The following is a 26411-nucleotide window of genomic DNA, read 5'->3' as shown; positions in this document are numbered from 1 at the left end:
ACTAGATTAGTTTTTAGCAAATATCTTATTATTTGCAATTCCTAACAGCCTATTCCTGATTTCTTCCTTATCTATTTGTCCAAAATCATTCATAAACTCAAGCAATATATTTTGTTCCAATAATGTCGCTTTCCCAACACGAATCTTCGGAAACACCTGTTCCGAATGCACTTCATTCTCATTCAACAACTCTTCATACATCTTCTCACCAGGGCGAATCCCGCTAAACTTAATCCCAATCTCTTCAACCGTATACCCTGATAGTTTAATAAGGTTCTTCGCAAGGTCCACAATCTTTACCGGTTCACCCATATCTAGAACGAAAATCTCTCCGCCTCTGGCAAGTACCCCGGCTTGTATGACCAGACGCGATGCTTCCGGAATCGTCATAAAGTAACGGGTCATATCAGGATGAGTTACGGTTACTGGCCCGCCCTTTTGAATTTGTTGCTTAAAAATCGGAATAACACTGCCTCGGCTTCCAAGTACGTTACCGAAACGAACAGCTACGAACTTAGTTTTACTATGTTTCGCTAATTGCTGAATCAACATTTCTGCAAAACGTTTTGTTGCGCCCATTACGTTTGTTGGGTTAACTGCTTTATCCGATGAAATTAATACAAACGTGCCTACACCGAATGTATCCGCAGCTTCTGATACATTTTTGGTTCCAAATATATTGTTTTTCACCGCTTCTTCCGGGTTGCGTTCCATTAACGGCACATGCTTGTGTGCTGCCGCATGGTACACAACATGAGGACGGTATTTCTCCATGATCGTAAATATTTTCGGACGATCTTGAATGTCCGCAATCTCTGTCAAAATTTCAATTTCTTCATTATATTGTGCACGCAGCTCCAACTCGATCGAGTAAATGCTGTTTTCACCATGTCCGAGTAAGATTAGTGTTTTTGGAGTAAATCTACAAATTTGACGGCAAATCTCCGAACCGATGGAACCGCCTGCTCCTGTTATTAGCACTGTTTTACCAGTAATTGTTTCAGAAATGCCCTCTTCATCCAGCTTCACAGGATCACGTCCCAGTAAATCTTCCACTTGCACATCACGGAATTGATTGAAAGATACTTTCCCCAGCATGATATCTTCAATTTTAGGAATGGTTTGTGTCTTTACTTTTGTTTTGGCACATTCATGATAGATTTCCTCGAGCTCTTTTGCCTTTAGTGAAGGAATCGCAATGACAATATGCTCAACGTTTAACTCTTTTACCGCTGCTTGAATCACTTCTTTACCGCCTACTACTGGAATTCCCATGACTTCAAGCTTATGTTTCTTTACATCGTCATCAACAAAAGCAACCGGCTGCATATCACTTTCAACATTTTGCTTTAATTGACGAGCAATCATCGTGCCCGCTGCACCAGCCCCGATGATTAACGTACGTTTACGTTGTGTTTCTTGTTGCTTTTTAAAGTATGTATCACGAAATATTCGCCATGAAAAACGTGATCCACCGATTAATAAAATATGTAGTAACCATGTAATAAACAGGGTACGAAAATAAATATCTTGAAAGACTGCCAATTGCACAATTCCTGTTGCTGCAATGGAAATCGTTACAGACTTGAAAATAGCCCACAACTCTCCAATGCTCGCATATTGCCATGCCTTTTTATATAAGTGGAATCTTTGAGCAAAGACATGATGGGTAATGAATAGGCTGATAGAACTTATTAATAATGTTTTAGCTGTAAAAATCTGAAAATATGGATGTAAAATAAAGAAACTTACATAAATGGAACCTAATACAATGAATGAATCTAAAGCGACCAAAAGCGATAATCTTCTTTGGTACGTCACTGCCCATCACCCTTCTAACTCTCTTTTTTCATTTCATCTAATCTTTTATTAATCACCATGTTGATTAGTTTTTTCACGTCATGTATTTGTTCATAAGAAGCATCCTGTCTAATATATCGTACAGCTTTCTTCACGGTTTTAGGGAATTTGTCAAATTTCCTCATATTACCAAACTGACTATATTAACAAGAAATTTTTATGTAAGATAACACATACACTGTTGTAAAAATAAACCTTAATTTCCCCGAAATCTCGATTACAAACATTACACAAGTCGAAATAAGAGTTCAACAAGCTACCCCCTCCGGTAACTTGTTGAACTACATTAAAAGATCCCTAAAAACTTCTTCCTCTTCACCTTATGCGGTTCTCCCCGATCGACCATCTGGCCTTTCACGAGATACTCCGCATTTTCCGTGAAGAAGTAAACCATATTCGTTCCGTACTGTTTTTCAATGATGTTGTATGCTTCACTGAGGCGGAATGTGCGTCCGCTTGTGTTGTGGGCATCTGATGCGATGAAGTGTGTCAGGTTGGCTTCGATTAGCTGCTGGGAGAATTTTTGGATTTTCTTGCCGAAGTGGCCGGTTACGCTGGAAGCGGTCACCTGGGTGAGTGCTCCCTTTTTCACAAAGTCATACAGCAAGTCTGGCTGTTCCATGATTTGCGCGTTCCGTTCAGGGTGAACGATGACAGGATTGAGTCCTTGAAGCTGGATGTCAAACAACAGCTGCTCCGCGTATTTTGGAACCTGGCTTGATGAGAACTCCACCATGACGTATTTTTTGCCGTCGTTTAAGGTAAGCACTTCACCCTTTTCATAATCTTCAACCAATTCACCGTAAATGCGAGGCTCCTGGCCCGGTAAAATGGTAAGAGGAATGCTTTGTTTTGTCAGCTCTTCATTTAACTCTTTTACCCGTTCGATAATACTACTTTTGACATTTATAAAGCGGCCGTTTTGATGATGGGGGGTCGCAATAATCGTCGTAATTCCGTCCGCTACAGCTATTTTAGCCATCTCTAAGCTGTCTTCAATTGTTTTTGCGCCGTCATCAATATTAGGCAAAATGTGACAATGGATATCAATCAATGGTAGCACCTCTTTATCATGATCTGTAACTATTAAAGTAGTATTTTTCAAAACTTTTACTATAGTAACATAAATAGGAATGGTTGGACATAGGCATTTTTGTCGAATGATGGCGAATCCACTAAATTTTTACATACTTTTTACATTTCTCTAAACCTTTTTACTGAAATAAGAACCTCGTTGTCTTGATATGTCGTCTTGTCGCTATGATGAATGGCGCATGTTCTCGATATTTAAAAGAATTAGCTGGCAACATCCTAGTCCATATAGTGATCCAGTAATGAAAATGTGACACCTTCTTTTTTCGGAACCATCGCCATTCAGCAAGATACAACAATATCTCTTAAATTTGGAGAGTATTCCCTCTTTGTTTTTCCTTTTTCTAGAATAACATAGGTAAAAAGAATTAGAAACAGTGGATTTTTGTCGAAAACTGTCTTTTTCACTATAATCATAGTGAAATGACAGATTCGGGCCCCGCTCACTTTCTTCCGTTTCTAAGCCTGTTGATGCGCACATTCAAATGTCGATCTTAAATCCGGCTAAATTTCTTATCATCATCTATCGCTTGTTATCCTGTTGATGTTCCTTTGTTTGAGCATCCTGAATAGACTCAAAAGGTTCTCGTATAAGGCTTCGGCAAGGGCCCGTAAGGGAAATGGGCGAAGCCTTATGCGTAAAGAATGTAGCATGGACCGCTTTCGTCCATGTTACATTCTTTATGTGGATTCATATACCTTGACGAGTTTCTTCCTATTAATATGGTTTTGTAATCGTTTTCTTTTTGTTTGAATTTTATGAAAAAGATTGATTGTTTCTCCTTCTTCCTCTACAATGACAGAGTCATTTTTCCCATACAGAAAGGATACTCCCATGCGCAAAACATTATTGATCTTTTTACTGCTTGCCATTTTTTATGCATCGAACACGCCTGGTTTGAAGGCGACAAAGCCGGAAACATGGATTTCACTTCCTTCCTTAAAAGAAAACGTCAACCTGTCAACCATCTTTCAGCCGGGAAGTCGGTTTTATAAACCGGTGCCTTTTGAACCGGCCAAAGAATTTATCGCCAGAAAATCGGCACATATTACGTTTTTTGGACTGCTTACTCTTTTATTTTTTTGGAACTTGCCCAAGCGAAGAGGGCGTTATGCACTGGCTGTTTTGCTGACAGGGCTGTTTGCCTTCACCGACGAAATTCACCAGGCGTTCATCTTGGATCGTGATGGACGGTTGACGGATGTGCTGCTTGATACAACGAGCGGAGCGATCGTCATGTTGATTGTTTATTGGATCAATCGAAAGCGTCGTCTAGAAGAAAATCAACATTATGCATAACAGAGCTAGAAAATAAAATACGTTGAAATGGTTAGGACAAACAAACGAAAGAGGCAAACGGATTTCCGCTCGCCTCTTTGGTTTGTTTTCATTCTAGAAACGATGCTATCTATTCATGTTTGTCATGTTCATTTTGCTCTTGATCGTGTTCGCGGATCGTATTCACCTTGATTGTGCGGTCCGGCTCCCGGCCAAAACCATCAATCTCTAAGCGATCCTTGTACGCTTGGATGACAGAGTACGCATTGGTATCGGGTGTATCCAGCATGCCTTGGAAATTCACATATTTGATTCCGTTTTTCTCGCCATAATTGCCTGCATGATTATGCCCGTTGAAGTAAGCCACTACATTGCCCGCAGACTCCAGTTCCCGCATGATTTCAGCGTCATTCCATGCATTGTGCTCGTTGGCAGGGTATAGCGGATGATGCCCAATCACCACGACTTTTTCATTCCTTTTAGCCGATTCTTTAAGAATGTTATGTAGCCATGTCATTTGTTCCGAGCCTACTCCGCCATTCCAGGTCTGGGCATTTTCCGCTCCGGACGCCTTTAGTTGATTATACATCTTTTCGGCTTCTTGATATTTCGGGGAACCTGGTTCATTTGCATACAGGCTCAGGTCATTGGTGTCTAACACGACAAAACGCCAGCCTTTTTCAGCAAAGTCATAATATTGATTCTTCATACCCAAAATGTCAACCACTTGGTCTGTTGGTACTGCGAAATCATGGTTGCCGAGCACATGATATTTGGGACCTTCAATTTTGTTGAAATAAGGAAGAATGGTATGAAAACTGTCCACGTTCCGGTCGATCATATCGCCCATCTGTACGGTGAACGTAAGATCATGCCGATTGAGTTCAGCCGTTGCTTCCTGCAGTTTGCTTATCGAATTCCGATAATAGCGTACACCCGCTGCATCACAATCACAGTATTGGATATCGGTAAGAAGCCCGAATTCAAAGGAAGGCTTTTTGTCTGTATGTTCGTTCCTTTCTGCAGATGCAGATGTTGATGCAAATAGAGATAATCCTAATGCGACAGAAGCACTCATATACATCAATTTTTGTGCCATGCCTGGTTTTCTTGGTTTGATTGACATTGATCATTCCCCTCTCATTTTTTAACTGACTTTTTCATCATAATGTATGAAAGTGAAGAAATTGATAGATTTACCCAACCTTTAGATTTTTTTAAAATCTTAATATTGGATTTACAAAGCCTGCAACCGGGAAAACTCGTAATGTCTTTGGTGTTTTTAGTGGATAATCGGGTATTTGCGTTAAAATTAAAAGGTTTCTATTTAAACGAAGCATTTAAGATGAAGATAGCAGTAACAGTGAAAGGAATGATTTTTGCCCCCAAGTCCATATACCCTCATAAATTCCTCATACTGTCAATCAAGTTTGGCCGTTATATTGTTTTCTCGTAAGAAAGGATGCATATATTTGCCGCTTTTTGTGGTGCTTATGCACACGGCCGCCAGGCTTTCAGGCAATCGGCTTTTTTATTTTTTCGACGGACGCTCTTGTCAATCGGAACATTGTGGAGTGTGACCATTTTCGTTATGAGGTTTGCATCTTTCATGATGTTGGCCGGTATGCCTACAATAGAAACGGAATCTTCAGAATCGGCACGATCACCATTGTTCGACTCTTCTTCATTGATGGATGGATGACTTCTTTTGCTTTTCTCCTTTTGTTGATCTCAAAAACCATTTGCATTTCCACTTACTTGTCTTCCTTTTCTGTCAAAATTTGAGGGATTGGATGGAGAGAAAACTATGTTACAATGAACGGGGCCGCCGGACTGCTAGATCAATAACTAGAATAGAGGTGGACTTTAATGAAAACGATGAACGAAGTGTTTTGGCTTCGCAGCCTTTCATGTTTGACCGTTGTCTTGCTTCATGCGATCACAACGACGATCATTCATTACTATCCATCTCCGGATAACTCGACACATACCATTCTGCGCTCCCTGCAAATGCTGATGATGTATGGAACGCCGATGTTTGTGTTCATTTCGGAGTTTTTAATTGCCTACCGTTATCGTTACGGAGTAAAGCAAGGTTTTTTAAGTAAACGTGTAAAATTCATTTTGATTCCATATATCGTGATGGGACTGTTTTATGCAGTGGTGTATCAAGCGCCGCACGGCATTGGGTCCATTCTTTCCAAATGGGGGGACCATGTCTTTTTCGGTGCCTATCATGGTTATTTTATTTTGATCATTTTTCAATTTTATATTCTGCACCTTCTGTTTGATCGCGCATTAAGAAAAATGAATGCGAAAGCGACCCTTTTCGCTGCGTTTGTGGTCAATGCCGCTTATTTGGCATTCTTCAATTTCAATGATCCCCAAAACTACGGCATGGATCCTGACACCTGGACACGCCTGACGAATCTGCCGTTTTTGGCGTGGTTGTTTTATTTTGTGGCCGGTTATTATGCAGGCCGTTATTTCGGTCAATTCAAACAGTTTGTGATTAAGACACGCAAATGGCACCTTCCGTTTTTAGTTGGTTCAGCTGCCCTTGTTCTTGTGCTTTACCATACAGAAGCGCTGGTTGCTGTCGGCTCCAAACGATTTGATATTATTTTATTAACGACCGCTGTCATGGTCATCATGTTTTCCACGGCGTTCCGTCTGAAAAGGATTCCGCCGGAGCTCGTTGTGGTCAGTCAATATTCATTCGGCATTTATTTGCTTCATCCGTTTTTCCAGCTTGTCATTGCCAGAAACATCAAGAACTTCACCACAACGGACAACATGTTCGTGCTCATTTCGATTTTCTTTGGATTGGGCGTCCTTCTTCCGATGGCCGTCACTAATCTGCTCAACCGCATCCCGTACGGTCAGTATATCGTCGGGAAAGTCGGCGTCGGGAAGAAACGAGAGACAGCTCGACAAAGCGAACAGGCGAAAGCTGCTTAACAAGAAAAGCGGAGCAAGCCCGTTTAAGCCGATAGGACGTTGGAGCTTCCGACGGGGAACCGCTTTTTGGTTCCCTGTGAGGAAGTGAAACGGCCGTACGGCTTGGCTTGCGCAGCTGGACAACACGAAAAGCACAGGCGACTGTTTAACGTGCAATTTATACTTTCTTATATAAAGAGAAAGAAGCGTCCCTCACGTGAGGGGCGCTTCTTCTTTGTTATGGCTTTCTTTATACCATTGTTCAAATTGCCCGCCAGAGAGCGGTTTGCTGAAATAGCAGCCCTCCACTTCATCGCATTTTCGCATTGAAGAATGGCGGCCAAAAGCGGTCACCATTGCAGCGGAAGGGTCAAAATGCCAAGATACTCCTTCATGGCCATGCCTGTATAAGAGGAACCCGTCGGAACGAAATTATTCGCATGGGCCCTCAATTCAAAGCTTTTTTTATAATCGGTCGGATATGGCTGTACCTTCATTCCCGCTCTTTCAAAATTCAGGATGGAGCGCTCCATATGAAAAGCGGACGTCACCAAAATCGGATGCTTAAGCTTTAAGCGGTCCATAATCGCCTTTGTGTTTAACGCGTTTTGCTTCGTATTCAAGCTTTTTGTCTCTGTGATGATTCGGTCTTTTGGCACGCCCAAATCGATCAATTGCCTTTTGGCGATTTCGGCTTCGATTCCGGTGTCGCTGAAGACGGAGCCTCCGGAGACAATGATTGGGAGTTCCGTCTCACGGTAAAGCCTCGCTGCGGTCAACAGGCGGTTGGCCGCCGAACCGGACAGATGGCCGGGACCGGTAATATCCGGTGTATCGGACGTCGCCCCGCCCCCGAGCATGACGATCACATCCCCATACAATTCATGGGGCGGTTCATATCGCTTTTCGAGCGAATGGATCAACCTGTCCCCGACATATGGAATGGAAGAAACATATAAACCCATCGTAATGATGAACAAACATTTCGCTTCCCATCTATGTTGACGGTATAACCAGATACTCAATCCCAATAACAGAAGAATAAAGATGCCGGGGGGCAATAAAAACCCGTAAATAAATTTCGTTATGTAAAGCATATGTAAAAACCTCCAGTTCCATTATAACCGGAGTTTGTGAAGTCGTTGTAAAAAATTTCACTTCTTGTAATCCCAAAGGATCTTCCATTCCCCTTTTTCTTTCGTTACGAACACATATTGCCGAAAATCGAATGCGCCGTATTTCCCTTTGTATGATTGGGTGACAGTCATTTTATATACGACCTTCAACGGTGAAACACCCTCTTCCATTTTCCACCGTTCGATTTTTTCCGGCTTGTCAATTGTGTAAGAAAAGGTCTCTGCACCAAAATGGCCCATAAACACATGGGCACGGTCCTGAACATAGGGCCCCTTCGGGAATTTTACCTTCATCTGTGAATGGAGCAGCTCCCACGAATCGCCAAATTCCCCTTCCTGTTCGTACGTGTAAAATTCCTCGACCGTTTTTTTCGCCTGATGGCCCGGAGAAAGAAACGAAAGGAGTGTCCAAAACAAGCTGCCGATGACCAAAATGGCAAGAATCAGTAAGATGATATTTCTTGGAAGCAGACGTCTTTTGCGCATGGATCACGGTCCCCTTTGTGGAAAGGCTATTTATAACCATGATTATTCATGCTGATTCTCTTTTATTATCCGGATTGTCTACATCGTTTAAAAAACGCTTGATCGACAGTTCTGTTTTCCGTCAGCTCCTATTAAACGATGAACGCCGTCAGCTATATAAATCCATTTTCATTTTCGACATCAGCTTTGGCTTTTTAAGCTACTTACAGTTTTTCTGTCTTTACATCTTGAATAGGCTGAAAAGGTGAAAATCTGACATGACTGTTTTATGCCATGTCGGATTTTCAATGTGGATTTATATAGATGGAATCATTCACTTTTAAACAAGATATACATCATTTAACTTTCGTCGTTGTGTCTAAGTTGGGCAGCACATGATAGATGTACACATCCTTTTTATGTTTAAACAATGACTTTCTCCTTCTTTTTTGAAAATATACTCTATACGTTTCCCTTAAACCATCGTACCTTAGATACTTTAGTTTTTTCTTCTTGGCAAACAGTTTAGCTGCCTTCTCAATATCAGTTTCTGTATGAATTTCGTAATCAGGATACTTATAGTCAATTTGTAAAGGATGCTCATTAATGGATTCCAAGAAAAAGAACATGTTGATCCCCCCATATATTTTTCACAGTGCTATATCGTTAACTCAAATGGTTTAATTGATTAGTGATTCTTTATACATGAATTATAAAGAATCATACATGCACTTTTTGTAAAAAAATGTAGAATAAGGTGAATATTATGGCAAAAAAACCGTTAACTATATTACGTACATCATAATTAAGTTCATAAGGCCATTTTAATGGCACCACACTTCTTAAAAAACAAAAAAAGCAACCCTCAAACGGATTGCTCGCTGTATTTAATGAATAATTCGCGCGATTTACCGGCCACTACAAAATAATATGGCCTATTAACCTTAGCCAACCAAAGAATGATATCCATAATGGAATGCTCAGAGATGTCCCCCACACTAGACCGACCAGGAAATTTCCTTGTTCTTCCATCCAAATCCACTCCTTCTTTAGGTTGCAGGTTAACGTATGATGATTTGTTTCGTCTTGTACATTCATTATAAATAAAAACGCTTTCACTGTATATGGCTTTTCGCTCCATTATATTTTATTCATAGATTTTGATAGACATCATTCCATGTATGGAAATGGGAAGAAAAAAGAAAAATAAGGTGACTACTTAAAGGAAGGAAGGATTCTATGCGCAATTTTTACAAAAACTTGGCAATCGCTATCCCGTTGTCGTTTACAGCATTATACGCACTCCCTGCCCATGCGGAGAATATGCCTAGTCCTTCGGAAAGCGCTCCAGTTAAGCTGACGAAAGAACAAAAAAAGGAGTTGTCCACCCTCCAAAAGGATCTTCTCGAAAAACGAAAAGAAGTGATTTCCAAATATGTGGAGTATGGTGTCTTGACAAAAGAAAAAGGACAAAAAATCATTTCCCGTTTGGAACAGCGCTATGCCGAACTTGAAAAAAATGATTTCATCCCTAAATGTAATGGCTTCAAAAAGGGACATCACAAAGGACATCATGAATAACCGATGAACATAAGATAGGAGGATGACTCAAAAGGTATAAAAAGCCATCCCTTTTAAGTCATCCTCCTAAAAGCCTTCACTTATGAAGGCCTTTTTTGTGTCTCATTAGCTGATCGCCGCACCGCCTGCCCGCAAAAGAAGATTCTCCGTTTTTCTCCCCAATACGGTTAAAATAATGTGCACTTATGATCATGGGGGTACAGTCGCTATGGTTTGAAGAACGTAGATCAATCTCAAAAATAAAATCATGATCCTTCACATAAGGTTTCACCATTTCCCAATTAATTCTGCCCTTCCCCAGCGGCAATGAATCATGCATGACACCCAGACTATCCACAACATGAAAATATCTTGCAAAGGTGTGAAACTTCTCTAGATGCTCTTGCAATCTTCCGTTGTCCCCTTTTAATGATAGAAAAGAATGGCTTATATCAATATTTAATGGCAATGTTAACGGCTCCACGATTTCTGAAAGCAGAAATGGATTTTCAGCTGAGAAAATTCCGCGTATTGTATCCTCCCAAAGAAACGAGTCATCGCAAATCGTTAATACCTCTTCAATTCGTTTTCTTGTTTCCTTTCTTTTGGCCGAGTCTCGATAATCGGTACTTTCCGACGATTGATAATGGCAATGAACGACACATTTAATTTCTTCTTGTTGACAGATCGATGCCAACACTTTACAGGACCAGTCGTAATGATCACGCATCTCCTGGTTTACGCTTATAATATCCAGGTACCGTCCCTTATAAGTCATTGGATGATGGAGATACACGCGGGCACCTTTAGACTTTACCAATTGGATAGACTGTACAATCCGTTCAGGCTGATATAAATCGTCTTCTACTAAATGGAACTCAACGATTTCAGGATTATATTTCATTCTATTTTGAATATGGTCAGCATTCAGCCCGGTTTTCAAACGAATATACTTCATCTTTCGCTCCCCTTTTTACCCCTTTGTGCACATTTTATCAACATTCTTTGCATCCTTAACATATTTTGTATTACAATCTTGTTAATTTTTCGAAAGCGATTCATTATATGTCTATTTCGTATGATTTATATCATCGCTTTGTTTTAACAAAAAGGGAGCCGACGGTAATCCTGTTGTTAAACTGAAATGAACCGCCGACGAAATCCTTGATGTTGCTGGATTTCTCTTGACGGTTCATGTTCAGGAGGCTGATCCGAAAGCATGTTCTTTGCGCTTTCGGGTCAGCCCCTTCCGTTTACTAGCTGATCACCACACCGCCCGCCCGCTCGATGCACCCTTTCACCATTTCGTAAATATCGTGGAGAAACGGCTGCCGGACGAGCTCTTCTGTTTGTGTCGGTACGGCTTGCTGGAGCGGCTTTCCTGTGATCTCTTCTTCCGCGTATGCCAATAAATCTTGATGAATCAAAAAGCAAATGCGTTCAATGGTCCGGTCTTTTTCGATATTCGGCGCTTCCGGAAGCGACCATCCTGACGGTTCTTGAATGAAAAATCGATAAAGGGCTTCACCCATGCAGGAAGCAAACGTGGAGAAGATGTCATCATGGTATTCGATTCGATTGCGGAACTGTCTCGCTCCATCCAAAATGGCCAATGAAAGGGCCGTGCTGCCATAAATCGGATAAACGTGATGGCTTCCTTTTGGTATCGTTGACTTTTCTAATGCATGAACCAATTTTTGAAGTGTTTGGACGGTCCGATTCCCATTGGAGGACTCTGCCATATACAGCCCGTTTTGTTTCAGGGCACTCATGACGATCCGTCCCGCTCTCTCCCCCCATGCACTTCCAACCTGCTGCACCCGATTATGCAAGGTATGGAGAAGATGTTCACATTTATCCTGATGTGTTGGCAGACGGTTGCCGGTTACCGCCTCAACATTTGTGAAGACAATATGCATTTTGTGTGCCTGGCCGTTGATGACCATTTCTTTAAACAACGAACAGCCGGCTGTGCTTCCGGCCCGTTCTACGATCATGACCGCATCCGCAGAGGTGATTCTCTCCGTTTGATGGGCGGAAAGCCGGCCGTCAGCGATTGTCCGCTCGGTCAACATGAGCTTTGGAACCGCTCCTTCGTTTGCAAGCGGACGAAACGGCCCTTTAATGCGCATTCCCTCTACAAGCGCCGTCAGCTGATTGCCGTCCACCCCCGGGTCGTCCCCGAACAGCAGATACAACAGCTGCAAAAAGTAGTCCCCGTCTCTCGTTTTTAAACGCCAGCATACCGGCCAGTCATCGGTATGATACGTGATTTGCCCATTTTCAAGGATCGAAAAAAGCCGTTCGATTTCTTCTAATAAAGCATCTGTTATTCCGTTGCATACAGGATCTTGCCGCCATAAAGCAAGAAATCGTTGTTTTTGTTCATCATCGGGCACATGTTGGGTAAGCACATCGTTTCGAAGTCTTATTGCGGCGTCTTTCATGGCTTTTAAATAGGGCTCCCATCGCTGTAAATGGGTTTTGTCACACGCCGGCGGTGCAAACCCGTACAGGGATGATACCGCTGAAGGGAGAGGGCCCATTAAACTGCGAAGGGAAAAATCCCTGTCCATCAATGCTTTCATCATCTCTTGCTCCGAGTTTTCCATTGCATACACCGCGGCCGCCTCAACCACCGCTTCTTCCACACGTGCTTTCACTTCCTTAAACGGGAGAAACGTGACGACCACTTCGTAAAGCTCCTGGTCTGCCAAAAGCCATTCGATTTCATATGACACGTTATGCGTCATGCCGGCAGGCGGAAACAGCTCGGTTTCGTCTTTTAATCCGAGAAGCTGACGCAGCAACGTTGTCTTTCCCGCTCCCCGCTCCCCGATGATTTGCACATTCGCGTATCCTTCTTCGCTCTGAAACGGAAGAACACGATTGCGGATTCCCACTAAAACCGGCTCCTCCTGTTCATCATATACGGCGGCCACAATTCGCTCATCAAACAATGTGTTGGCCCGTGCTTTCGCTTTCGGTGTCCAAAACTTTTCGTCCGTTACCAAGTCATTCAATTGCTTCCGCAGCTTTTCCGCTTCTTCCTCACTATTTAGATTCAATCCCATTCTGATGGGTTGTCCCTTTTTCCCGCCCGCCTCTTTGCGAAATGGGTGTTCAAATGTGACACACCAGCTTTGGCCGTTTTGCGAACGGCTCTTTTTGGCCCGATCCACTGTCATATGATTGACATCCCCCTCTATTTAATAACAATCATCTTTTATGTTCATATAATGCTAGAAGCAGAGATTGCTTGTTCTCTCTATTCAATGTATGAAGGAAATAAAGTCAGTATGCTGAATGATTGTGTTCGTTTGAAGAGGGTTTTTTTTGCGATATGTAGAAAAAGAATGTGAGGTGATAATATGCTAGCAAAGATGATGACATGCCATGTTCATGACAATCAAAAAGATGTTTTCTCGTATAAACAGCAGCATTGGGCGGCCCTTGCCCATGTGGACGGGTTTATCGGGCAGCTCGGAGGCTGGAATGTTGACCAGCCGACAGAAGCATTTGTATTGGGGTTATGGGAAAACGAGGAGATGTACCAGGACTTCATGAAGCATACCCATGATTCCATTTTTTATAAAAGCGGCCAGGAAGCGACATATCATCATTTGGATGTGAACATTTCCAAGCAGTCGCAATCGATGGGCGGACGCTACAATTTCTTCCGCTCCAGTGCGCTTGAATCCCGCTATATAATGGTGACAACATGTAAGCTTCAGGAAAACCAGCCTTATGTAATGAAAGAAATCATTCAACAGCTTACCCATCCTGCTTTTCGCTGCCTGTTTCATATCGCTGCCCCGGTTAACCATGAAACGATCACGATCATTTCTCTTTACAGCGCGGCATGTCCGCCAAACACGATTGACCGGCTTATCCATCCCGCTGTGTCCGCCGTTAAACAGCACTTTTATGAGCTGGAGCCCAATTGGCTTGTGCTTAAACAGCCCTCCTAATCATTTTCCTGTAAAAGAAAAGCTGCGAATTGCGGCTTTTTTTATTTCAGCTGTAAACGATGACTCATTTAGTGATTTATTCCCATTAGAATTATGGCTACCCATTCACATGAATAATTCTAAACATTATTAAAATTGCAATAAATGGATAAAAAAGAAATGAATTGATTGCTTAAAAAAGATCAAATGAAAAAGCTGCTTCAAACAGGAACAATCCCTGTTTTGTTATCCGCTAGTTTTTTTATGGGCGCCTGTTGCTCAAGCTGAAACGCCTTATTACGGAAAAGACTACAGTCAGCCGGAAAAGGGGTGATTTTTTCCCTTTTGAGTCACCCTCATATCATTTTTAATGCATCTGAAATCGGAGTTTCACCTGATACAAGATCAAATGAACGATTAAACGTATGTTCCTCATTTAGAGCCGCCATAATGGTTTGGGCAACATAATAAGGTTTTATCTTCTCGTTCCAGTTCTCTCTTCTGTGAGCCTGAAGGGCACTGACCATAATAAACCGTTTCGTTCCTATTTTTTCGGCGGCTGCCTTCCAGATTGGCCGCCACAGCTTCCACTCCTACTTTCTCAAAGGACTCTGCCTGTTCGTTCTTCCTGACCATCGCCCTGACTGTATGTTCATCACTTTCCCTTAACAAAGATATAAGGTGTTGTCCTATTTACCCATTTGATTCCTTCCTTTCCATTATTTCGAAGTAAAAGGGACTTATCAAACAAACGGCTCGGCCAGCGGCCTGCGATAAGTCCCTTTTCAATCGCGGGAAACAGTTCAACAGGATTTCGTCATCACGTTTTTATTTTCATCCAATGTTACGAGCATGTCGGTCATCCCGACAAACAACCCATTTTCCACGACTCCCGGAATACTGTTCAATTTCCGCTCAAGCGTTTCAGGATACGGAATGTCCGGGAAGTTGCAGTCAAAAATATAGTTGCCGTTATCCGTAACAAACGGCTTTCCTTCTTTCAGCCTTATCTCTAGAGAGCAGCCAAGCTCGCGGATATACCGTTCGGTCATACTGAATCCAAATGGAACCACTTCAACAGGAAGAAGGAACGTCCCCAGTTTTTCAACGAGCTTCGAAGAATCGGCAACAACGATAAACTGCTTGGCGGCATTTGCGATGATTTTCTCGCGAAGCAGCGCCCCGCCTCCACCTTTCGTCAAATTCAAATTCGGGTCCACTTCATCCGCTCCATCAATGGCAACATCGATTTGTTCAATTTCTCCAAAGTTAGCGAGCGGGATGCCGAATTCCTTTGCCAGCTTTTCCGTTTGAACGGACGTTGGAATGCCTTGAATGGAAAGCCCTTCTTTGACAAGCCGTCCGAGCTTTTTTAGTGTATAGTATACGGTGGAACCAGTGCCGAGTCCGACGACCATGCCGTCTTTCACGAACTCTGCCGCTTTTTCACCGACTAATTGTTTTTCGTTCATTGTACTCACCCCCGACGTACAGGATGTACTAGCAAATATGTGGCGATTTTAGCCTTTGTTCCTTACCTCTTTATTATCCCCTTTTATGAAGTGAAAAACACCAAGTTTTGGATACACTAACCATCAAGGGGAAGGCGGTGCGTATCCCCATTTGGCCAATATGCCGGCAGCGTATGATGAATAAGATTCAGCAAATCGCCAAAAAGTCAGGAAGACTTTTGCCTATTCGTTCTGTTATAATAAGGGAAATGGGATTTTCATTTTAATACTTGGGAGACGATTAACATGAATCTAGGATTCGGAGAAGTTGCCATCATTTTATTTGTTGCGTTGCTTTTATTCGGACCAAAAAAACTTCCAGAACTTGGGAAAGCGGCCGGTAAAACATTGAAAGAATTTAAAGATGCGACTCGGGGGATTATGGAAGACGACAATTCTGCCGAGAAGAAATAAGCATTGCAGTATGAAGAGGGTGTCCTGAAAGTACGTTTTTTGTACTTGGGACATCCCTTTTTTTCTTTTCCTCCTATTTCCGTATATATCCTCATGTTCAAATTCAAAGAATTGCATAGCTCTTTTCCTTATAGGGATGCTAAAACTGTGGTCGAGAAAAAACTTGTAAACAGCCTAAAATGAACTTTGCCTACACGCTGAATGTTAAGAGTGATGTTTATTTCTCTTCGTTTCATTTTTCATTTCCTTCATAAAATAATAGATCGTGGTAAGAATGAAGATTCCTGCCAGCATCATAACCATAAAGTTCGTCATAACTTTACCTCCCTTTCTTCTATCCTTTTATCCGTCATTGACCCGGCTTTCTGTTTTTGAGCCATAAACATGACCAATTTTCGGCGGTCCAGCCAAAGTAAGATCAAGCACATACTCGTTAATACGGTACTTAGATCCTGCACGCCAATATCAAAGCAATAATTGACCATCATCACATTGACGACGATCGGGAAATAACAAACGGCCCCCAATGTGGCTGTCCTCGGAATCATAATCAAAATGGCGGATATGACTTCCCCCAGTCCGATGAATATTTCATAAACACGCGAATAGCCAAAAAATGTCCACGCCATGACAAATCCTTCTCCATTTATCGCCGCCATTTCTGGAGTGGGTGTACCGAATTGTCCCATGGTTAATTTGGCTGCTCCATAAATCAGGAAATTTGCCGCTAAAAAAAGACGAAATGTAGTGGGAATCGACTGTTTGAGCACACGAACAAGTCTACTGTTGTTCATTTGACGCATCATCCTTTCTTTTATCCATGTTCAAAAACCTTTTGCGCATCTCCGGGGCGGGAATCATGCAAGCTTCCTGTTTCCCCAAAAAATGGTACCGATGTTTTGCAAACCACCGGTAGAATGCGTTCCGGATCGGTCCAGGGATAACGATTAGAACATATAGTCCTTTCCATAAACCATCCAGTTTTCTGCAAATGCGAAGCACTGCCGTTGATTCTGTATAGATTCGTTCTCCCTCAATTAAGACAATGGAGTCAAAGGGGGAAGCAGAACGATGACCAGCAAGCACCGATTCCGCTATGCTTGATTGTAATGATGCAAAACGGAAATGACCTTTGCGATCACGCCGAATAATAAACTTTACAGACCGATTGCAAAAACCGCACTCTCCATCAAAGAGAACGACAGAGTGTTTATCTGAATCAATCAGCCTATGATTCATCAATCATTCTCCTTTCCCAGTCCTCTTATTTGCATAAATCCAATTTAATTTTTTAACCTCTGCCACCGTGCTTTCTTCTATTCGCGCCTTTCTGTTCTCTCATCTTGAATGGGCTTTCAAAGGTTCTCGTATAAGGCTTCGGCAAGGGCCCGTAAGGGAAATGGGCGAAGCCTTATGCGTAAATCATGTGGCATGGACCGCTTTTGTCCATGTCACATGATTTATGTGGATGTATATATTTTAGTTTGCGAACTTTAAAAGGAGTTTAAGTTACGTTTAATTTTCGTTTGGATGAATATTCCATGTTTAACATCTATTTTGGTTCTGGTAACGGACTACCGTACAAAATAAACGTAGGAGTTGAGAATATGAACGGAAACAACTTATTGAGGGATTGGTCCTATTATACAGATAGGCTGCCTGAATTTTTATTGGCACTAGTCGTTCTATCGGTCGGTTGGCTCACGGCCAAAGCGATCGGAAATGGGATAGAAAAACCATTACATAAAACGAAGGCCGATAACAAGCTGTTTTCAGGCCTTGAAAACCGGAAATATCGTCCGGAAAAAATAAGCGGAAAAGTCGTGTACTATCTTGTCCTTGCGTTTGTCTTTATCATCGTGTTTAACATTTTAAAAGCCGCTCTTATATTCCAATAGCCGAGTTTGTTTTCGGTAATTCCATTACTTCCGTCTCGGTGGCTAACGAAACAAAATATTTGCCGGAAGGATTGCGTCTTACGGTGGCACTCTTATAAATCCTTTTTGACTAGAGTTACTTTCCCGTTAACTGTTTCTTCCTCAAACAAATCCGTAACTTTAATAAGAATATAATTTTTTAGATAAACAGAATCTACTATAAACTTGGATGCAATCACCATCCCGGCGTTCTCCACCGAAAAATTATTCGTCTGAACCATCGTTTGTGGAGGAAACTAACATTCTATGTATCTAACGAATGGTTTTTGCACCGGAGCCTAATGGTCCGTATTTATTTGGCGAATACATGGTTGCCAATAACGGCTGTTACTTGTCGGGTTTCTAGCCAATCATTGGTTGCTATTTGTGGGTTGTAGAAATAAAGAGCATCATTTGTATGATTTTGACTGGCTAGCGCTTCATTCACCGCCCGTTTTGAATCATCAGATGCAGGCTGGTTAATGGCTCCATTTCCTGCAGGTGTAAATTGATATTCACCGTTTTCTAGCTGCTGATAGATGACATCATGAATAGAGTTTGGAAATTCTGGAGAAGCAACGCGATTTAATACAACGATCGCTACTGCTACTTTTCCTTGATACGGCTCACCTTTCGCTTCTGCCTCTACTAATCTGGACAATAAATCTTTATCTTCAGCTGAAATAGCGACAGACTGAGGTGGAGCTGGCTGCTGATTGACTGCCGGTGCAGCGGGCTGAGCCGTTTGTGCTTCAGCAGAAGACGAACCATTTCCGATGGTTAAAGATTGTCCAATATAAATCGTATCATTTTGTAAATGATTCGCTGCTTTTAGTCCTTCCACTGTTACCCCATAGTGTTTCGCAATGCTGAATAAAGTATCGCCTTTTGCTACTTTATGTACAATAGAACTGCTTGCTTGGACTGCTGTATGATCAGGAATGGTTAATGTTTCACCAATATAGATCATGTCATTTTGACGATGATTCGCTTTTTTTAATTCATCCACTGTCACTCCATTTTGTTGACCAAGCTCCCATAAAGTATCTCCTTTCACCACTTTATGTAGAGCTGCTGCCTCTGCTGTTCCTTGTGCTGCTAGAAATGACAAAGATGCTGCAGAAGCAAATACCCATTTTTTCATGGTTGTCTTTTTCATAAAAAATACCTCCCCAAAAACTGCATGACATTATCGTAGCATAGAGGATTGGGATTTTATTGAAAGAATGGGTAACATTTATGGTAATTCTATTAAGATTCTTACATGGTGGATAATAATGTTACAACATTTACAGAAACCTCAAAAAAACTTAATAAACATGACGTTTGTATTGCGAATTTACTTTAGAGGAATTTTTTTCATTATAATGAGAATCTATATTTAGCTGTTTACGCTTCAACTGACAACCATATATGGTGATAACTCCTGTTCCTTCAATGAGCATTGTAGAGAAAAGAGGTTTGTCTATACTCTGAGGCTAGGATGAGGGCCCAACCTTTTGCTCTTTATTTCAGGCATATCAACTATTTTTGAGAAGAAAGATGATAGGAACATAGAAACTTAATTAAGTATAAGAAAGGGAGATTGATGTGTTGAAAGAATTTTGTTATAGAGCCGGACAAAGAAATCGATAGGATGGCCAGCAAGTATAAAGTATGAGTAACTTCTTCTAACGAGGGTGATGTTAACAAAAAAGGGCAGATAGCTTAATCATCTGCCCTTTTTTGTTAAGTTAATTTGTCATAGACGAACTGTAATCCGATTATATAATCATTAATTTAAAACAAAAAGGGAAGGAAATTGTAATTTAACGGTAAAAAAGTAAAGTATATTTCCTGGCACAACATAATCAGAGGGTTCTGGTGCAAAAAGAACCAGAAATCCAGTCTTTCTTTAAAAACAACAAAAATGGGTAGAGTTCTACAAAGAAAATTTATATAGGTACCTCTTAGTTAGAATTCTTATGATTCTATACAAACGGAAGCAATCTCGCTTCTGCGGAAGGTTACAGTTTTTCCTTGTCCCTTCAAATCATTGTATTGAAAAAAAGCTGGATTGGATCCTTTCTCACCAAAGGGATTAAAAGTAGCCAAAAAAGCATGATCAAATTTAATAGGTTCACCACAAATGATGTAATTAGATAACTTTACTCTCAATAATCCCATTGTGTTCTTATTCCTTAACCAAGACTTTGGAATTTCTAATTCCATAATAAAGTTGAAGGTGTGTCCATTAATGAGAAGTACTTCTATATGAAAGGAATGTTCTTTAAATTGAATCTCTTGATCTTTCAGTAATTTCTCTAACATTTCATCCCGATCCTCCTTCTTTCTTTCAACAAAAACAAACTTACCCTATTATGTTATAACCAAAATCTAATTTATCCTCTTAAATGAGCTGTTTTTAACAAAAATTAAATTTTTGTGGATGAAAACCCCTTTTTTGTAAAATTAACCTTGTGTTTTCGATGTTGTAATACGTTAAGGTAATAAAGCGATGGTACAGGACTCGTCTAAAATATGGTAACGAAGCTAGTTTCTATTAATTCTTTTAGAATCATATCGTTTTTATTAACCCCTGTATTAAATCCTCTTCGTCTGATTATTGGTGAATGATGAATTCGAAATCAAAAAAAAAGACCAGGCTCGCGCCCGTCCTACAATTTCACTATTTCTTCGTATTCAGTCAACGTAGTAGAAATGATTCGACGTTCTATACTTTTTGCGGATCTTTCTAATTGCTCCAGTCTGTCTTCGATGCTGCCCAAGCGTTCATGTATCGCCTGGAACTGGTCGCCTAAGTACCTCGTTAAGACTTCCTCGTTAGCCATCAGTGATCTCCCCTCCATACGTAATCGCATGTCCATATTTTAACAAATAAACGGATCATTTTTCCTGTCTTAATGATTCTTTAACATACTCTTTAATATCTTTACTTTCTTCCCGTCACATCGACTAGAAATCGTCGTAATCGACATCTTTTCCGGTTCTTAGAACGAAAAAAGGCAAAGCTGCCCGCCCGCCTTATTGATCTCGCACCATTTTATTTAACGTTTTAATTTCAACGCTATACTCAACGGAACGAGCTGCTAATTCGTCAATAATCCGTTGCTGCTTGTCGACGAATTGCTTTAAATTCTCGTAACTTTCCGGACTGCTAATATCATATTTTGTTCAAACGAAAATACAGAGCAGATTTCTTCTTCAATAAGAGGGAGGTTAGTAACGTAACAAAAAGGGTAATTTTGTTATGATGTAATGGTATTCACAATGGGAGGAGGATAATTGTGCCTAAAACGCTACCAGGAAGGTTATCAGCCTTAGTTTTAGCTTTTTTCTTGATGGAGCTCATTTATTTTGTTGTTTTAACTCTGCAAGGTGATCCGTTGGGAGCTGTTTTGCATTTTATTCAAATTACTCCTTTTATAGCTCTAGTTGGTATCATTTTTAGTATATTTGCCATCAACAAAGAAGATTCCATCACTAAAACTATTCCTAAAATCACGTTGTCAATAGGAATTATTTTTGTTTGCTTGTATTTCTACTTAATGTTTAGTTGACTTTTCAGGGGTGAGGAATTTAACTATATAGGTTTGTAATTTGAATTTGAGACTAACGGGCAGTAATGTTAAACTAACAATGTTAAGCAAATAGATAACAAAATAACGATGCATGGGTTCAAATCGTTTTTAAAAAGTTTAAAGAAGAAATAAATTATGTTATCTTATAGCTTTTTTCTTCTTGTAACTCTAAAATATTGGAATTTGGTGTCATGGAAGTATAAGATTACCATTTCTTATTTGAAAGTACTCTGAAAATTAATGGAGTCTGTTAATACTACTTGATATGTAGACACTCCTTAGAACAGTATTTTCAACTCCGAACAATGGGGTGGAATGAGTGTCCTTTTGGCAAAAGATAAAAGCAAGAATAAAAAAATGGCTGCCCGTAGGACAGGAGGAACAGAAGGACATAGAATTTGAACAGCTTGAGTCTGATATCCTTACTCCTGATATGACCGAAAATGAACCTGTACTGTGCTCCCCTCCAATGGTGTCAACCCGAACTGATCTTCCTTATCAGGTGATGGAAAGATACCATGACAGTAAATACTGGGAATGGACAGAACGAATTAGAGGGTATCAAGATCGGTTAACACAAGAGAAATTTATTCCGGAAATTGAATGTAAGGATGAGGAGATCGTTCGACATTTTGGATCCTCGCAACCGGCTTCCCATGATGTACTTCTTCATTACTTGCCTGCATCAAAGGAATTACATCAAAACCCGGTTTTGCTTGTCCATGGTGCCGGACATTATGCAAACCTGTCCTGGTGTGAATCTTTGCATCAGGAAAAAGGGCTTGTCCATTCGTTATCATCGTCAGGAAGAGATGTATTTGCGGTTAGCTTTGCTCATTGCCATGGCGATAACTGGCAGCAAGCGATTCAATTATCGAACATCATCCGACGAATCAAGGAAGTGGTCCAGACGGATAAAATCGATTTGATTGCCCATAGTAAAGGGGGAGTGCCTGTATGGATCTATTTGGCAGGACTCTGCAGTCCGTGGGATGCGCAATATCAAGGGGAAGTGGAACGGTATATAATGTTGGGGACACCTAACCGGGGATTGGATTTTCCCTTCCGCCATGTCTTCCCCAATTGGTCCGTCATTGAGATGGGAATCAATGCGCCGATTGCTTGTGATTCCATCATGTATTATGGTGTTTACATAGATACGACGGAGCGAAGCATTTATCGTGATGGTGGTGTGTTTCCGGGTTCCTGTCAGCTCCTGTATCGTTGGGACGATAAATACCCCGTTCAGATTCAGTCCAAAACCTTATACTATGGCGGACAAAATATTCTTCTTCATTCCAGGGGCATCGATGCTGCAATCCGGGAAGGAGATCATTTGATGGAGAAACTACTGTCTTCACCGATTGATAGCCAGATCGAAGTCCATGTACTGGCAGGTAATCAACCTTACTTTAATGGCATACGCGGGGAGCAAGATGCAGCAAGCGATGGGCTTGTATTTGTAGATAGTGTCCTTTTTACCGATGGAATCGCTCCTTCCCCCAATCAAGTCAAACGAAAAGATGTCTTACCTCTTAATCATTTGGAACTGCTTTATCATCCGGATGCGCATCAATGGGTATTGGACGGACTTTTATATCAATATAACTAACCGGTTTCCAATGAAACTGTTTTTTTTCGATTTTCTTCTTTGGGACGTCTTATGCGTAGTATTTAATAAATGAAAAAATGTTCTTTACCCATAAGTCCAAAAATTAGCAAAAAATCGTTCAAACACATCAACAGTGTCCTCACGTAAAAAACTCAAATTCTAGAAATCCGAATTTTTTTGGTTGCCAATAAGAATGGTTAACTAAAGATGAATGTTATATACAATTAATTAGTTTTTATTTTTTCCCTCATGCAACATTAATAGTGACTTTCTGGACAATAAAACAGAAAGAATGTTTCTTTAGAAGTGGAGTAATCTCAAAAGATAGCATCGGTTTAAGGGTGTGTTGTTCAGCTAACTGAGGGCTTTCGTGAAACAAGAGGAGTTGCACTGCAGCTCCTTTTGTAGCTGTTGGTTTATCAAAATATATTCCCGCTTTTGTTGAAAAAAGCATCCGCTTTATCCAAGCAGATGCTCCTTTTTTGACGTGTTTCTTCCTATCAAGCTATTTTCGCACCAGAACCTTTATTACCATTGTTCTTCAATAACAAAATGCTTCAAGAATTATTTCAAACTGCGGTTTAAGAAAGCTTTTGTTCGTTCAAACCTTGGGTTCGTAAACAAATCTGCAGGAGCACCGGATTCGACAATCTCTCCATTGTCCATGAAAATGACCCTGTTTGCCACTTCCTTGGCGAACCCCATCTCGTGCGTCACCACAATCATCGTCATTTGTTCTTGAGCCAGGTCCTTCATGACTTGTAATACTTCGCCCGTCAATTCTGGATCCAAGGCGGAAGTAGGTTCATCAAATAGCAGAAATTCCGGGTTCATCATAAGCGCCCTGGCAATTGCTACTCTTTGTTTTTGTCCACCTGAGAGCTTAGCCGGATATGCTGTTGCCCGATCAGAGAGTCCAATTTTCTCTAGGAGCTCATTGCTGCGTTGCCCGATTTCAGCGGACGATTCCTTTTTTACCATTCTGGGAGCAAGCTCCAAATTTTCTTTGACTGTGAGATGAGGAAAGAGGTTAAAATGCTGAAAGACCATACCCATTTTGCCAGTAATCTGTTTGATTTCTTGAGGTTTTGCGTATATTCCATCCTTCACCAGATGATTGCCAGACACACAGATGCTGCCGTCGTCTACTTCTTCGAGATGGACCAGACTGCGGAGCATCGTGCTTTTTCCAGAGCCGGATGGACCGATTACTGCTACCACATCATTTTTATTCACATCAAAAGTAATCTGTTTTAGTACTTCCAGCTTGCCATATGACTTTTTAAGATTGGATACTTCAATGATAGGCACATTCACCATTCCTTCTTATTCAAATTTGAACCGACGTTCGAACCATTTAAAGATCATGGTTAATACAAGCGTCATAATCAAATAAATGACACCTGCCACGACAAATGGCACGATCGTAAAATCACGATTGACAGCAGTTTGAGCAAAATGTAACAATTCCGGTACAGCTACCGCATAGAGCAGTGCGGTATCCTTGACCAGTGTCACCGATTCGTTAGCCACAGCTGGAAGTGCTATGCGAAACATTTGAGGCAGTATGATCTTTGTCATCGTCTGCCATTTATTCAAGCCAAGGACTTGAGATGCCTCATATTGACCTTTATCAATAGCCAGAAGACCACCGCGAAAGATTTCGGCAAAATAGGCTGCATAGTTCAAAATAAAACCTAAACAGGCAGCGACAAAACGATCAAGAACCAAATATTCGCCAATCACAGGCAGCATTGGCAGCCCGAAGCATATAAATAACAGTTGAAGCAAGAGCGGGGTTCCACGCAACACGTAAATATAGCCCTGAGCAAGCCAGGAAAGAGGCTTGAAACTGCTTCTTACAGCGAGCGTTAATACAAAACCCAACGGAATAGACACCACAATGGCGATCAAAAACAAGAGAACTGTCATCTGTGCCCCTTCTAGCATGGGCATAAGTATTGAGGTAATGTAATCAAAAGACATAAAAGGTTCCTCCAAAAACAAAACAGGGTTCCCCCGTGGAAATCCTGTTTCGCCCTATATTCGTTATTACTTTAACACCTTATCTTCGCCAAACCACTTTTTCGAAATTTCGGCGGCAGTACCATCCTCATTCATCTCATCGAGTGCTTTTTGAAGCTTTTCAAGTAAGGCTTCATTTCCTTTTTTAACGCCTACTCCATACTCTTCTGGAGCAAGGGATTCATCTAACACCTTAAAGGTATCTTTCTCTTTAGTCATATAGTAATCTATGACAACCTCATCGATAACTACCGCATCTAAACGGCCGTTCTTTAAGTCATTCAAGGCAGAAACATTGTCGGAAAACTCCGTAACAGTTTTAATTTTGGATTTGATAGGGTTAGCATTCAAAGCATCTGCTGCGGATGATAGAGACTGAAGACCCACAACTTTACCTTCTAAATCGCTTAGCTTAGCAAGCTTTGAATCAGCAAGGGTAACAACCACCTGTGCATTTTTCAAATACGGCTTTGTAAAAAGAACCTTCTTCTTACGTTCATCCGTAATAGTATACCCGTTCCAAATGAGATCAATTCGTCCGCTGCTTAGCTCAGATTCTTTTGTTTGCCAGTCAATGGGTTGAAATTTAACCTTTGTTCCCATTTTTTCTGCAGCTGCTTTGGCGTAGTCGATGTCAAAACCAACAATCTCATTGTTCTCATCCCGGAACCCCATAGGTGCAAATTTATCGTCGATTCCAATCACCAGCGTGTCATCCGCTTTCTCCGTTGATTCAGAAGATTTAGAACACCCTGCAACAATCGAAAGTGCGGTTACTATTACTAAGATAATAGTTGCTAAACGTTTCATATTTTAGGATACCACCTTTAACTGAGTATTATTTTACTTTAGTACACTACCATATTATCAAACTATAATATTGTAACACCATAATATTATAAATACAATATCCATTATGAATTGTAAAATAAAGGAGCCCTTTCCATTAAGGAATTAGGCCCCTTCAAATTGTTTTATACTTATTTTGGCTATCGCCTCCACATGTATCGTATATGGAAACAAGAATAAGCATCATGGCAATTGCTTCTTTTTTGACAAGTTTCTTCCTA

Annotated in this window: 25 protein-coding genes and 2 pseudogenes; 8 read left to right on the top strand and 19 right to left on the bottom strand. The window is 41.0% G+C overall.

From position 1 onward, the window contains the following. Nucleotides 1-6: 6 nt before the first annotated feature. Both ACFOU2_RS14520 and ACFOU2_RS14515 read right to left on the bottom strand, forming a co-directional pair. Entirely contained in the window at nucleotides 7-1821 is a 1815-nt protein-coding gene (locus ACFOU2_RS14520) for a polysaccharide biosynthesis protein (RefSeq protein WP_377916290.1), read from the bottom strand. 325 nt (nucleotides 1822-2146) lie between these two features. Then, a complete protein-coding gene (locus tag ACFOU2_RS14515) occupies nucleotides 2147-2914 on the bottom strand; it encodes a tyrosine-protein phosphatase (protein ID WP_377916288.1) in 768 nt (255 codons plus the stop codon). 873 nt (nucleotides 2915-3787) lie between these two features. Between ACFOU2_RS14515 and ACFOU2_RS14510 the strand changes: the two genes are divergently transcribed. After that, a complete protein-coding gene (locus ACFOU2_RS14510; protein WP_377916286.1) occupies nucleotides 3788-4252 on the top strand; it encodes a VanZ family protein in 465 nt (154 codons plus the stop codon). A 109-nt stretch (nucleotides 4253-4361) separates the two neighbouring features. On the opposite strand, the gene ACFOU2_RS14505 is transcribed toward ACFOU2_RS14510, so the two are convergent. Both ACFOU2_RS14505 and ACFOU2_RS14500 read right to left on the bottom strand, forming a co-directional pair. After that, entirely contained in the window at nucleotides 4362-5357 is a 996-nt protein-coding gene (locus ACFOU2_RS14505; protein ID WP_377916284.1) for a metallophosphoesterase, read from the bottom strand. Between the two features lie 502 nt (nucleotides 5358-5859). Next, nucleotides 5860-5985, bottom strand: coding sequence for a hypothetical protein (locus ACFOU2_RS14500; protein ID WP_377916282.1), 126 nt, complete (start codon nucleotides 5983-5985; stop codon nucleotides 5860-5862). A gap of 115 nt (nucleotides 5986-6100) precedes the next feature. Between ACFOU2_RS14500 and ACFOU2_RS14495 the strand changes: the two genes are divergently transcribed. Continuing rightward, nucleotides 6101-7192, top strand: coding sequence for an acyltransferase family protein (locus ACFOU2_RS14495; protein ID WP_377916280.1), 1092 nt, complete (start codon nucleotides 6101-6103; stop codon nucleotides 7190-7192). 329 nt (nucleotides 7193-7521) lie between these two features. On the opposite strand, the gene ACFOU2_RS14490 is transcribed toward ACFOU2_RS14495, so the two are convergent. From ACFOU2_RS14490 to ACFOU2_RS14480, 3 genes are all read right to left on the bottom strand, one after another. Further along, nucleotides 7522-8268 carry a YdcF family protein gene (locus ACFOU2_RS14490; RefSeq protein ID WP_377916278.1) on the bottom strand — a complete coding sequence of 249 codons (747 nt, stop codon included), beginning with the start codon at nucleotides 8266-8268 and terminating at the stop codon, nucleotides 7522-7524. Between the two features lie 57 nt (nucleotides 8269-8325). Then, on the bottom strand, nucleotides 8326-8793 hold the full coding sequence (locus ACFOU2_RS14485) for a hypothetical protein (RefSeq protein ID WP_377916276.1): 468 nt from the start codon (nucleotides 8791-8793) through the stop codon (nucleotides 8326-8328). A 335-nt stretch (nucleotides 8794-9128) separates the two neighbouring features. Next, the gene (locus ACFOU2_RS14480; protein WP_377916274.1) at nucleotides 9129-9401 is read right to left on the bottom strand and encodes a hypothetical protein; all 273 of its coding nucleotides are present in this window, start codon (nucleotides 9399-9401) and stop codon (nucleotides 9129-9131) included. A gap of 610 nt (nucleotides 9402-10011) precedes the next feature. Between ACFOU2_RS14480 and ACFOU2_RS14475 the strand changes: the two genes are divergently transcribed. Further along, a complete protein-coding gene (locus tag ACFOU2_RS14475; protein WP_377916272.1) occupies nucleotides 10012-10353 on the top strand; it encodes a YckD family protein in 342 nt (113 codons plus the stop codon). Between the two features lie 76 nt (nucleotides 10354-10429). Here the strand turns inward: ACFOU2_RS14475 and ACFOU2_RS14470 are convergent, their stop codons facing one another. Both ACFOU2_RS14470 and ACFOU2_RS14465 read right to left on the bottom strand, forming a co-directional pair. Beyond that, nucleotides 10430-11290, bottom strand: coding sequence for a sugar phosphate isomerase/epimerase (locus ACFOU2_RS14470; RefSeq protein WP_377916270.1), 861 nt, complete (start codon nucleotides 11288-11290; stop codon nucleotides 10430-10432). 298 nt (nucleotides 11291-11588) lie between these two features. Next, entirely contained in the window at nucleotides 11589-13520 is a 1932-nt protein-coding gene (locus tag ACFOU2_RS14465) for a hypothetical protein (protein WP_377916268.1), read from the bottom strand. A gap of 183 nt (nucleotides 13521-13703) precedes the next feature. Between ACFOU2_RS14465 and ACFOU2_RS14460 the strand changes: the two genes are divergently transcribed. Further along, nucleotides 13704-14303, top strand: a complete 600-nt coding sequence (locus tag ACFOU2_RS14460) for a YdbC family protein (RefSeq protein ID WP_377916266.1) — start codon at nucleotides 13704-13706, stop codon at nucleotides 14301-14303. A 335-nt stretch (nucleotides 14304-14638) separates the two neighbouring features. Here the strand turns inward: ACFOU2_RS14460 and ACFOU2_RS14455 are convergent. Next, nucleotides 14639-14975 (bottom strand): annotated as a pseudogene (locus ACFOU2_RS14455) (hypothetical protein). A gap of 110 nt (nucleotides 14976-15085) precedes the next feature. Beyond that, nucleotides 15086-15754 (bottom strand): ribose-5-phosphate isomerase RpiA, encoded by a 669-nt coding sequence (rpiA, locus tag ACFOU2_RS14450; RefSeq protein ID WP_377916264.1) that lies wholly within the window; start codon nucleotides 15752-15754, stop codon nucleotides 15086-15088. Nucleotides 15755-16039: 285 nt separating this feature from the next. Here rpiA and ACFOU2_RS14445 point away from each other — a divergent pair, with 285 nt between their 5' ends. Beyond that, a complete protein-coding gene (locus ACFOU2_RS14445) occupies nucleotides 16040-16207 on the top strand; it encodes a twin-arginine translocase TatA/TatE family subunit (protein WP_377916262.1) in 168 nt (55 codons plus the stop codon). Nucleotides 16208-16518: 311 nt separating this feature from the next. Here ACFOU2_RS14445 and ACFOU2_RS14440 read toward each other — a convergent pair whose 3' ends face one another. Together ACFOU2_RS14440 and ACFOU2_RS14435 are read right to left on the bottom strand one after the other, a co-directional pair. Further along, entirely contained in the window at nucleotides 16519-17001 is a 483-nt protein-coding gene (locus ACFOU2_RS14440) for a hypothetical protein (RefSeq protein ID WP_377916260.1), read from the bottom strand. Further along, complete coding sequence (locus ACFOU2_RS14435) at nucleotides 16988-17446, bottom strand: thiol-disulfide oxidoreductase DCC family protein (protein ID WP_377916258.1); 459 nt, start codon at nucleotides 17444-17446, stop codon at nucleotides 16988-16990. The genes ACFOU2_RS14440 and ACFOU2_RS14435 overlap by 14 nt, the downstream gene beginning before the upstream one ends. 302 nt (nucleotides 17447-17748) lie before the next feature. Here ACFOU2_RS14435 and ACFOU2_RS14430 point away from each other — a divergent pair, with 302 nt between their 5' ends. Beyond that, complete coding sequence (locus ACFOU2_RS14430; RefSeq protein WP_377916256.1) at nucleotides 17749-18105, top strand: mechanosensitive ion channel family protein; 357 nt, start codon at nucleotides 17749-17751, stop codon at nucleotides 18103-18105. On the opposite strand, the pseudogene ACFOU2_RS14425 reads toward ACFOU2_RS14430, so the two are convergent. The 3 genes and pseudogenes from ACFOU2_RS14425 to ACFOU2_RS14415 form a co-directional block, all read right to left on the bottom strand. Next, nucleotides 18095-18196: pseudogene (locus ACFOU2_RS14425) on the bottom strand (RNA-guided endonuclease TnpB family protein); the annotation flags it as partial. The gene ACFOU2_RS14430 and the pseudogene ACFOU2_RS14425 overlap by 11 nt on opposite strands. Nucleotides 18197-18436: 240 nt before the next feature. Then, nucleotides 18437-19282: a cell wall hydrolase gene (locus tag ACFOU2_RS14420; RefSeq protein ID WP_377916254.1), complete on the bottom strand. Its 846-nt coding sequence runs from the start codon at nucleotides 19280-19282 to the stop codon at nucleotides 18437-18439. Between the two features lie 803 nt (nucleotides 19283-20085). Continuing rightward, the gene (locus ACFOU2_RS14415) at nucleotides 20086-20433 is read right to left on the bottom strand and encodes a hypothetical protein (protein ID WP_377916252.1); all 348 of its coding nucleotides are present in this window, start codon (nucleotides 20431-20433) and stop codon (nucleotides 20086-20088) included. A gap of 977 nt (nucleotides 20434-21410) precedes the next feature. On the opposite strand from ACFOU2_RS14415, the gene ACFOU2_RS14410 reads away from it, so the two are divergent. Continuing rightward, nucleotides 21411-21683 (top strand): hypothetical protein, encoded by a 273-nt coding sequence (locus ACFOU2_RS14410; protein WP_377916250.1) that lies wholly within the window; start codon nucleotides 21411-21413, stop codon nucleotides 21681-21683. Nucleotides 21684-22023: 340 nt separating this feature from the next. Then, on the top strand, nucleotides 22024-23316 hold the full coding sequence (locus tag ACFOU2_RS14405; RefSeq protein ID WP_377916248.1) for an esterase/lipase family protein: 1293 nt from the start codon (nucleotides 22024-22026) through the stop codon (nucleotides 23314-23316). A 564-nt stretch (nucleotides 23317-23880) separates the two neighbouring features. On the opposite strand, the gene ACFOU2_RS14400 is transcribed toward ACFOU2_RS14405, so the two are convergent. The 3 genes from ACFOU2_RS14400 to ACFOU2_RS14390 all read right to left on the bottom strand — a co-directional run bounded on the left by ACFOU2_RS14400 (nucleotide 23881) and on the right by ACFOU2_RS14390 (nucleotide 26151). Beyond that, nucleotides 23881-24627: an amino acid ABC transporter ATP-binding protein gene (locus ACFOU2_RS14400; protein WP_377916246.1), complete on the bottom strand. Its 747-nt coding sequence runs from the start codon at nucleotides 24625-24627 to the stop codon at nucleotides 23881-23883. Nucleotides 24628-24642: 15 nt separating this feature from the next. After that, complete coding sequence (locus ACFOU2_RS14395) at nucleotides 24643-25302, bottom strand: amino acid ABC transporter permease (protein WP_377916244.1); 660 nt, start codon at nucleotides 25300-25302, stop codon at nucleotides 24643-24645. Between the two features lie 66 nt (nucleotides 25303-25368). Further along, nucleotides 25369-26151: an amino acid ABC transporter substrate-binding protein gene (locus ACFOU2_RS14390; RefSeq protein ID WP_377916242.1), complete on the bottom strand. Its 783-nt coding sequence runs from the start codon at nucleotides 26149-26151 to the stop codon at nucleotides 25369-25371. Nucleotides 26152-26411: the final 260 nt, after the last annotated feature.

The organism is Bacillus songklensis, from assembly GCF_042649685.1.
Taxonomy (GTDB): domain Bacteria; phylum Bacillota; class Bacilli; order Bacillales; family Bacillaceae_H; genus Bacillus_BA; species Bacillus_BA songklensis.
Note: the sequence above shows the minus strand (reverse complement) of the source record. Positions and strands in the feature narration are given on the sequence as shown.

Coding starts and splice junctions, on each gene's coding strand:
- ACFOU2_RS14485 (WP_377916276.1), bottom strand. CDS start 8,793: ATGCGCAAAAGACGTCTGCTTCCAAGAAATATCATCTTACTGATTCTT.
- ACFOU2_RS14415 (WP_377916252.1), bottom strand. CDS start 20,433: ATGTTAGAGAAATTACTGAAAGATCAAGAGATTCAATTTAAAGAACAT.
- ACFOU2_RS14470 (WP_377916270.1), bottom strand. CDS start 11,290: ATGAAGTATATTCGTTTGAAAACCGGGCTGAATGCTGACCATATTCAA.
- ACFOU2_RS14430 (WP_377916256.1), top strand. CDS start 17,749: ATGTTTAACATCTATTTTGGTTCTGGTAACGGACTACCGTACAAAATA.
- ACFOU2_RS14510 (WP_377916286.1), top strand. CDS start 3,788: ATGCGCAAAACATTATTGATCTTTTTACTGCTTGCCATTTTTTATGCA.
- ACFOU2_RS14465 (WP_377916268.1), bottom strand. CDS start 13,520: ATGACAGTGGATCGGGCCAAAAAGAGCCGTTCGCAAAACGGCCAAAGC.
- ACFOU2_RS14460 (WP_377916266.1), top strand. CDS start 13,704: ATGCTAGCAAAGATGATGACATGCCATGTTCATGACAATCAAAAAGAT.
- ACFOU2_RS14435 (WP_377916258.1), bottom strand. CDS start 17,446: ATGAATCATAGGCTGATTGATTCAGATAAACACTCTGTCGTTCTCTTT.
- ACFOU2_RS14475 (WP_377916272.1), top strand. CDS start 10,012: ATGCGCAATTTTTACAAAAACTTGGCAATCGCTATCCCGTTGTCGTTT.
- ACFOU2_RS14440 (WP_377916260.1), bottom strand. CDS start 17,001: ATGAACAACAGTAGACTTGTTCGTGTGCTCAAACAGTCGATTCCCACT.
- ACFOU2_RS14445 (WP_377916262.1), top strand. CDS start 16,040: ATGAATCTAGGATTCGGAGAAGTTGCCATCATTTTATTTGTTGCGTTG.
- ACFOU2_RS14390 (WP_377916242.1), bottom strand. CDS start 26,151: ATGAAACGTTTAGCAACTATTATCTTAGTAATAGTAACCGCACTTTCG.
- ACFOU2_RS14495 (WP_377916280.1), top strand. CDS start 6,101: ATGAAAACGATGAACGAAGTGTTTTGGCTTCGCAGCCTTTCATGTTTG.
- ACFOU2_RS14420 (WP_377916254.1), bottom strand. CDS start 19,282: ATGAAAAAGACAACCATGAAAAAATGGGTATTTGCTTCTGCAGCATCT.
- rpiA (WP_377916264.1), bottom strand. CDS start 15,754: ATGAACGAAAAACAATTAGTCGGTGAAAAAGCGGCAGAGTTCGTGAAA.
- ACFOU2_RS14505 (WP_377916284.1), bottom strand. CDS start 5,357: ATGTCAATCAAACCAAGAAAACCAGGCATGGCACAAAAATTGATGTAT.
- ACFOU2_RS14480 (WP_377916274.1), bottom strand. CDS start 9,401: ATGTTCTTTTTCTTGGAATCCATTAATGAGCATCCTTTACAAATTGAC.
- ACFOU2_RS14395 (WP_377916244.1), bottom strand. CDS start 25,302: ATGTCTTTTGATTACATTACCTCAATACTTATGCCCATGCTAGAAGGG.
- ACFOU2_RS14490 (WP_377916278.1), bottom strand. CDS start 8,268: ATGCTTTACATAACGAAATTTATTTACGGGTTTTTATTGCCCCCCGGC.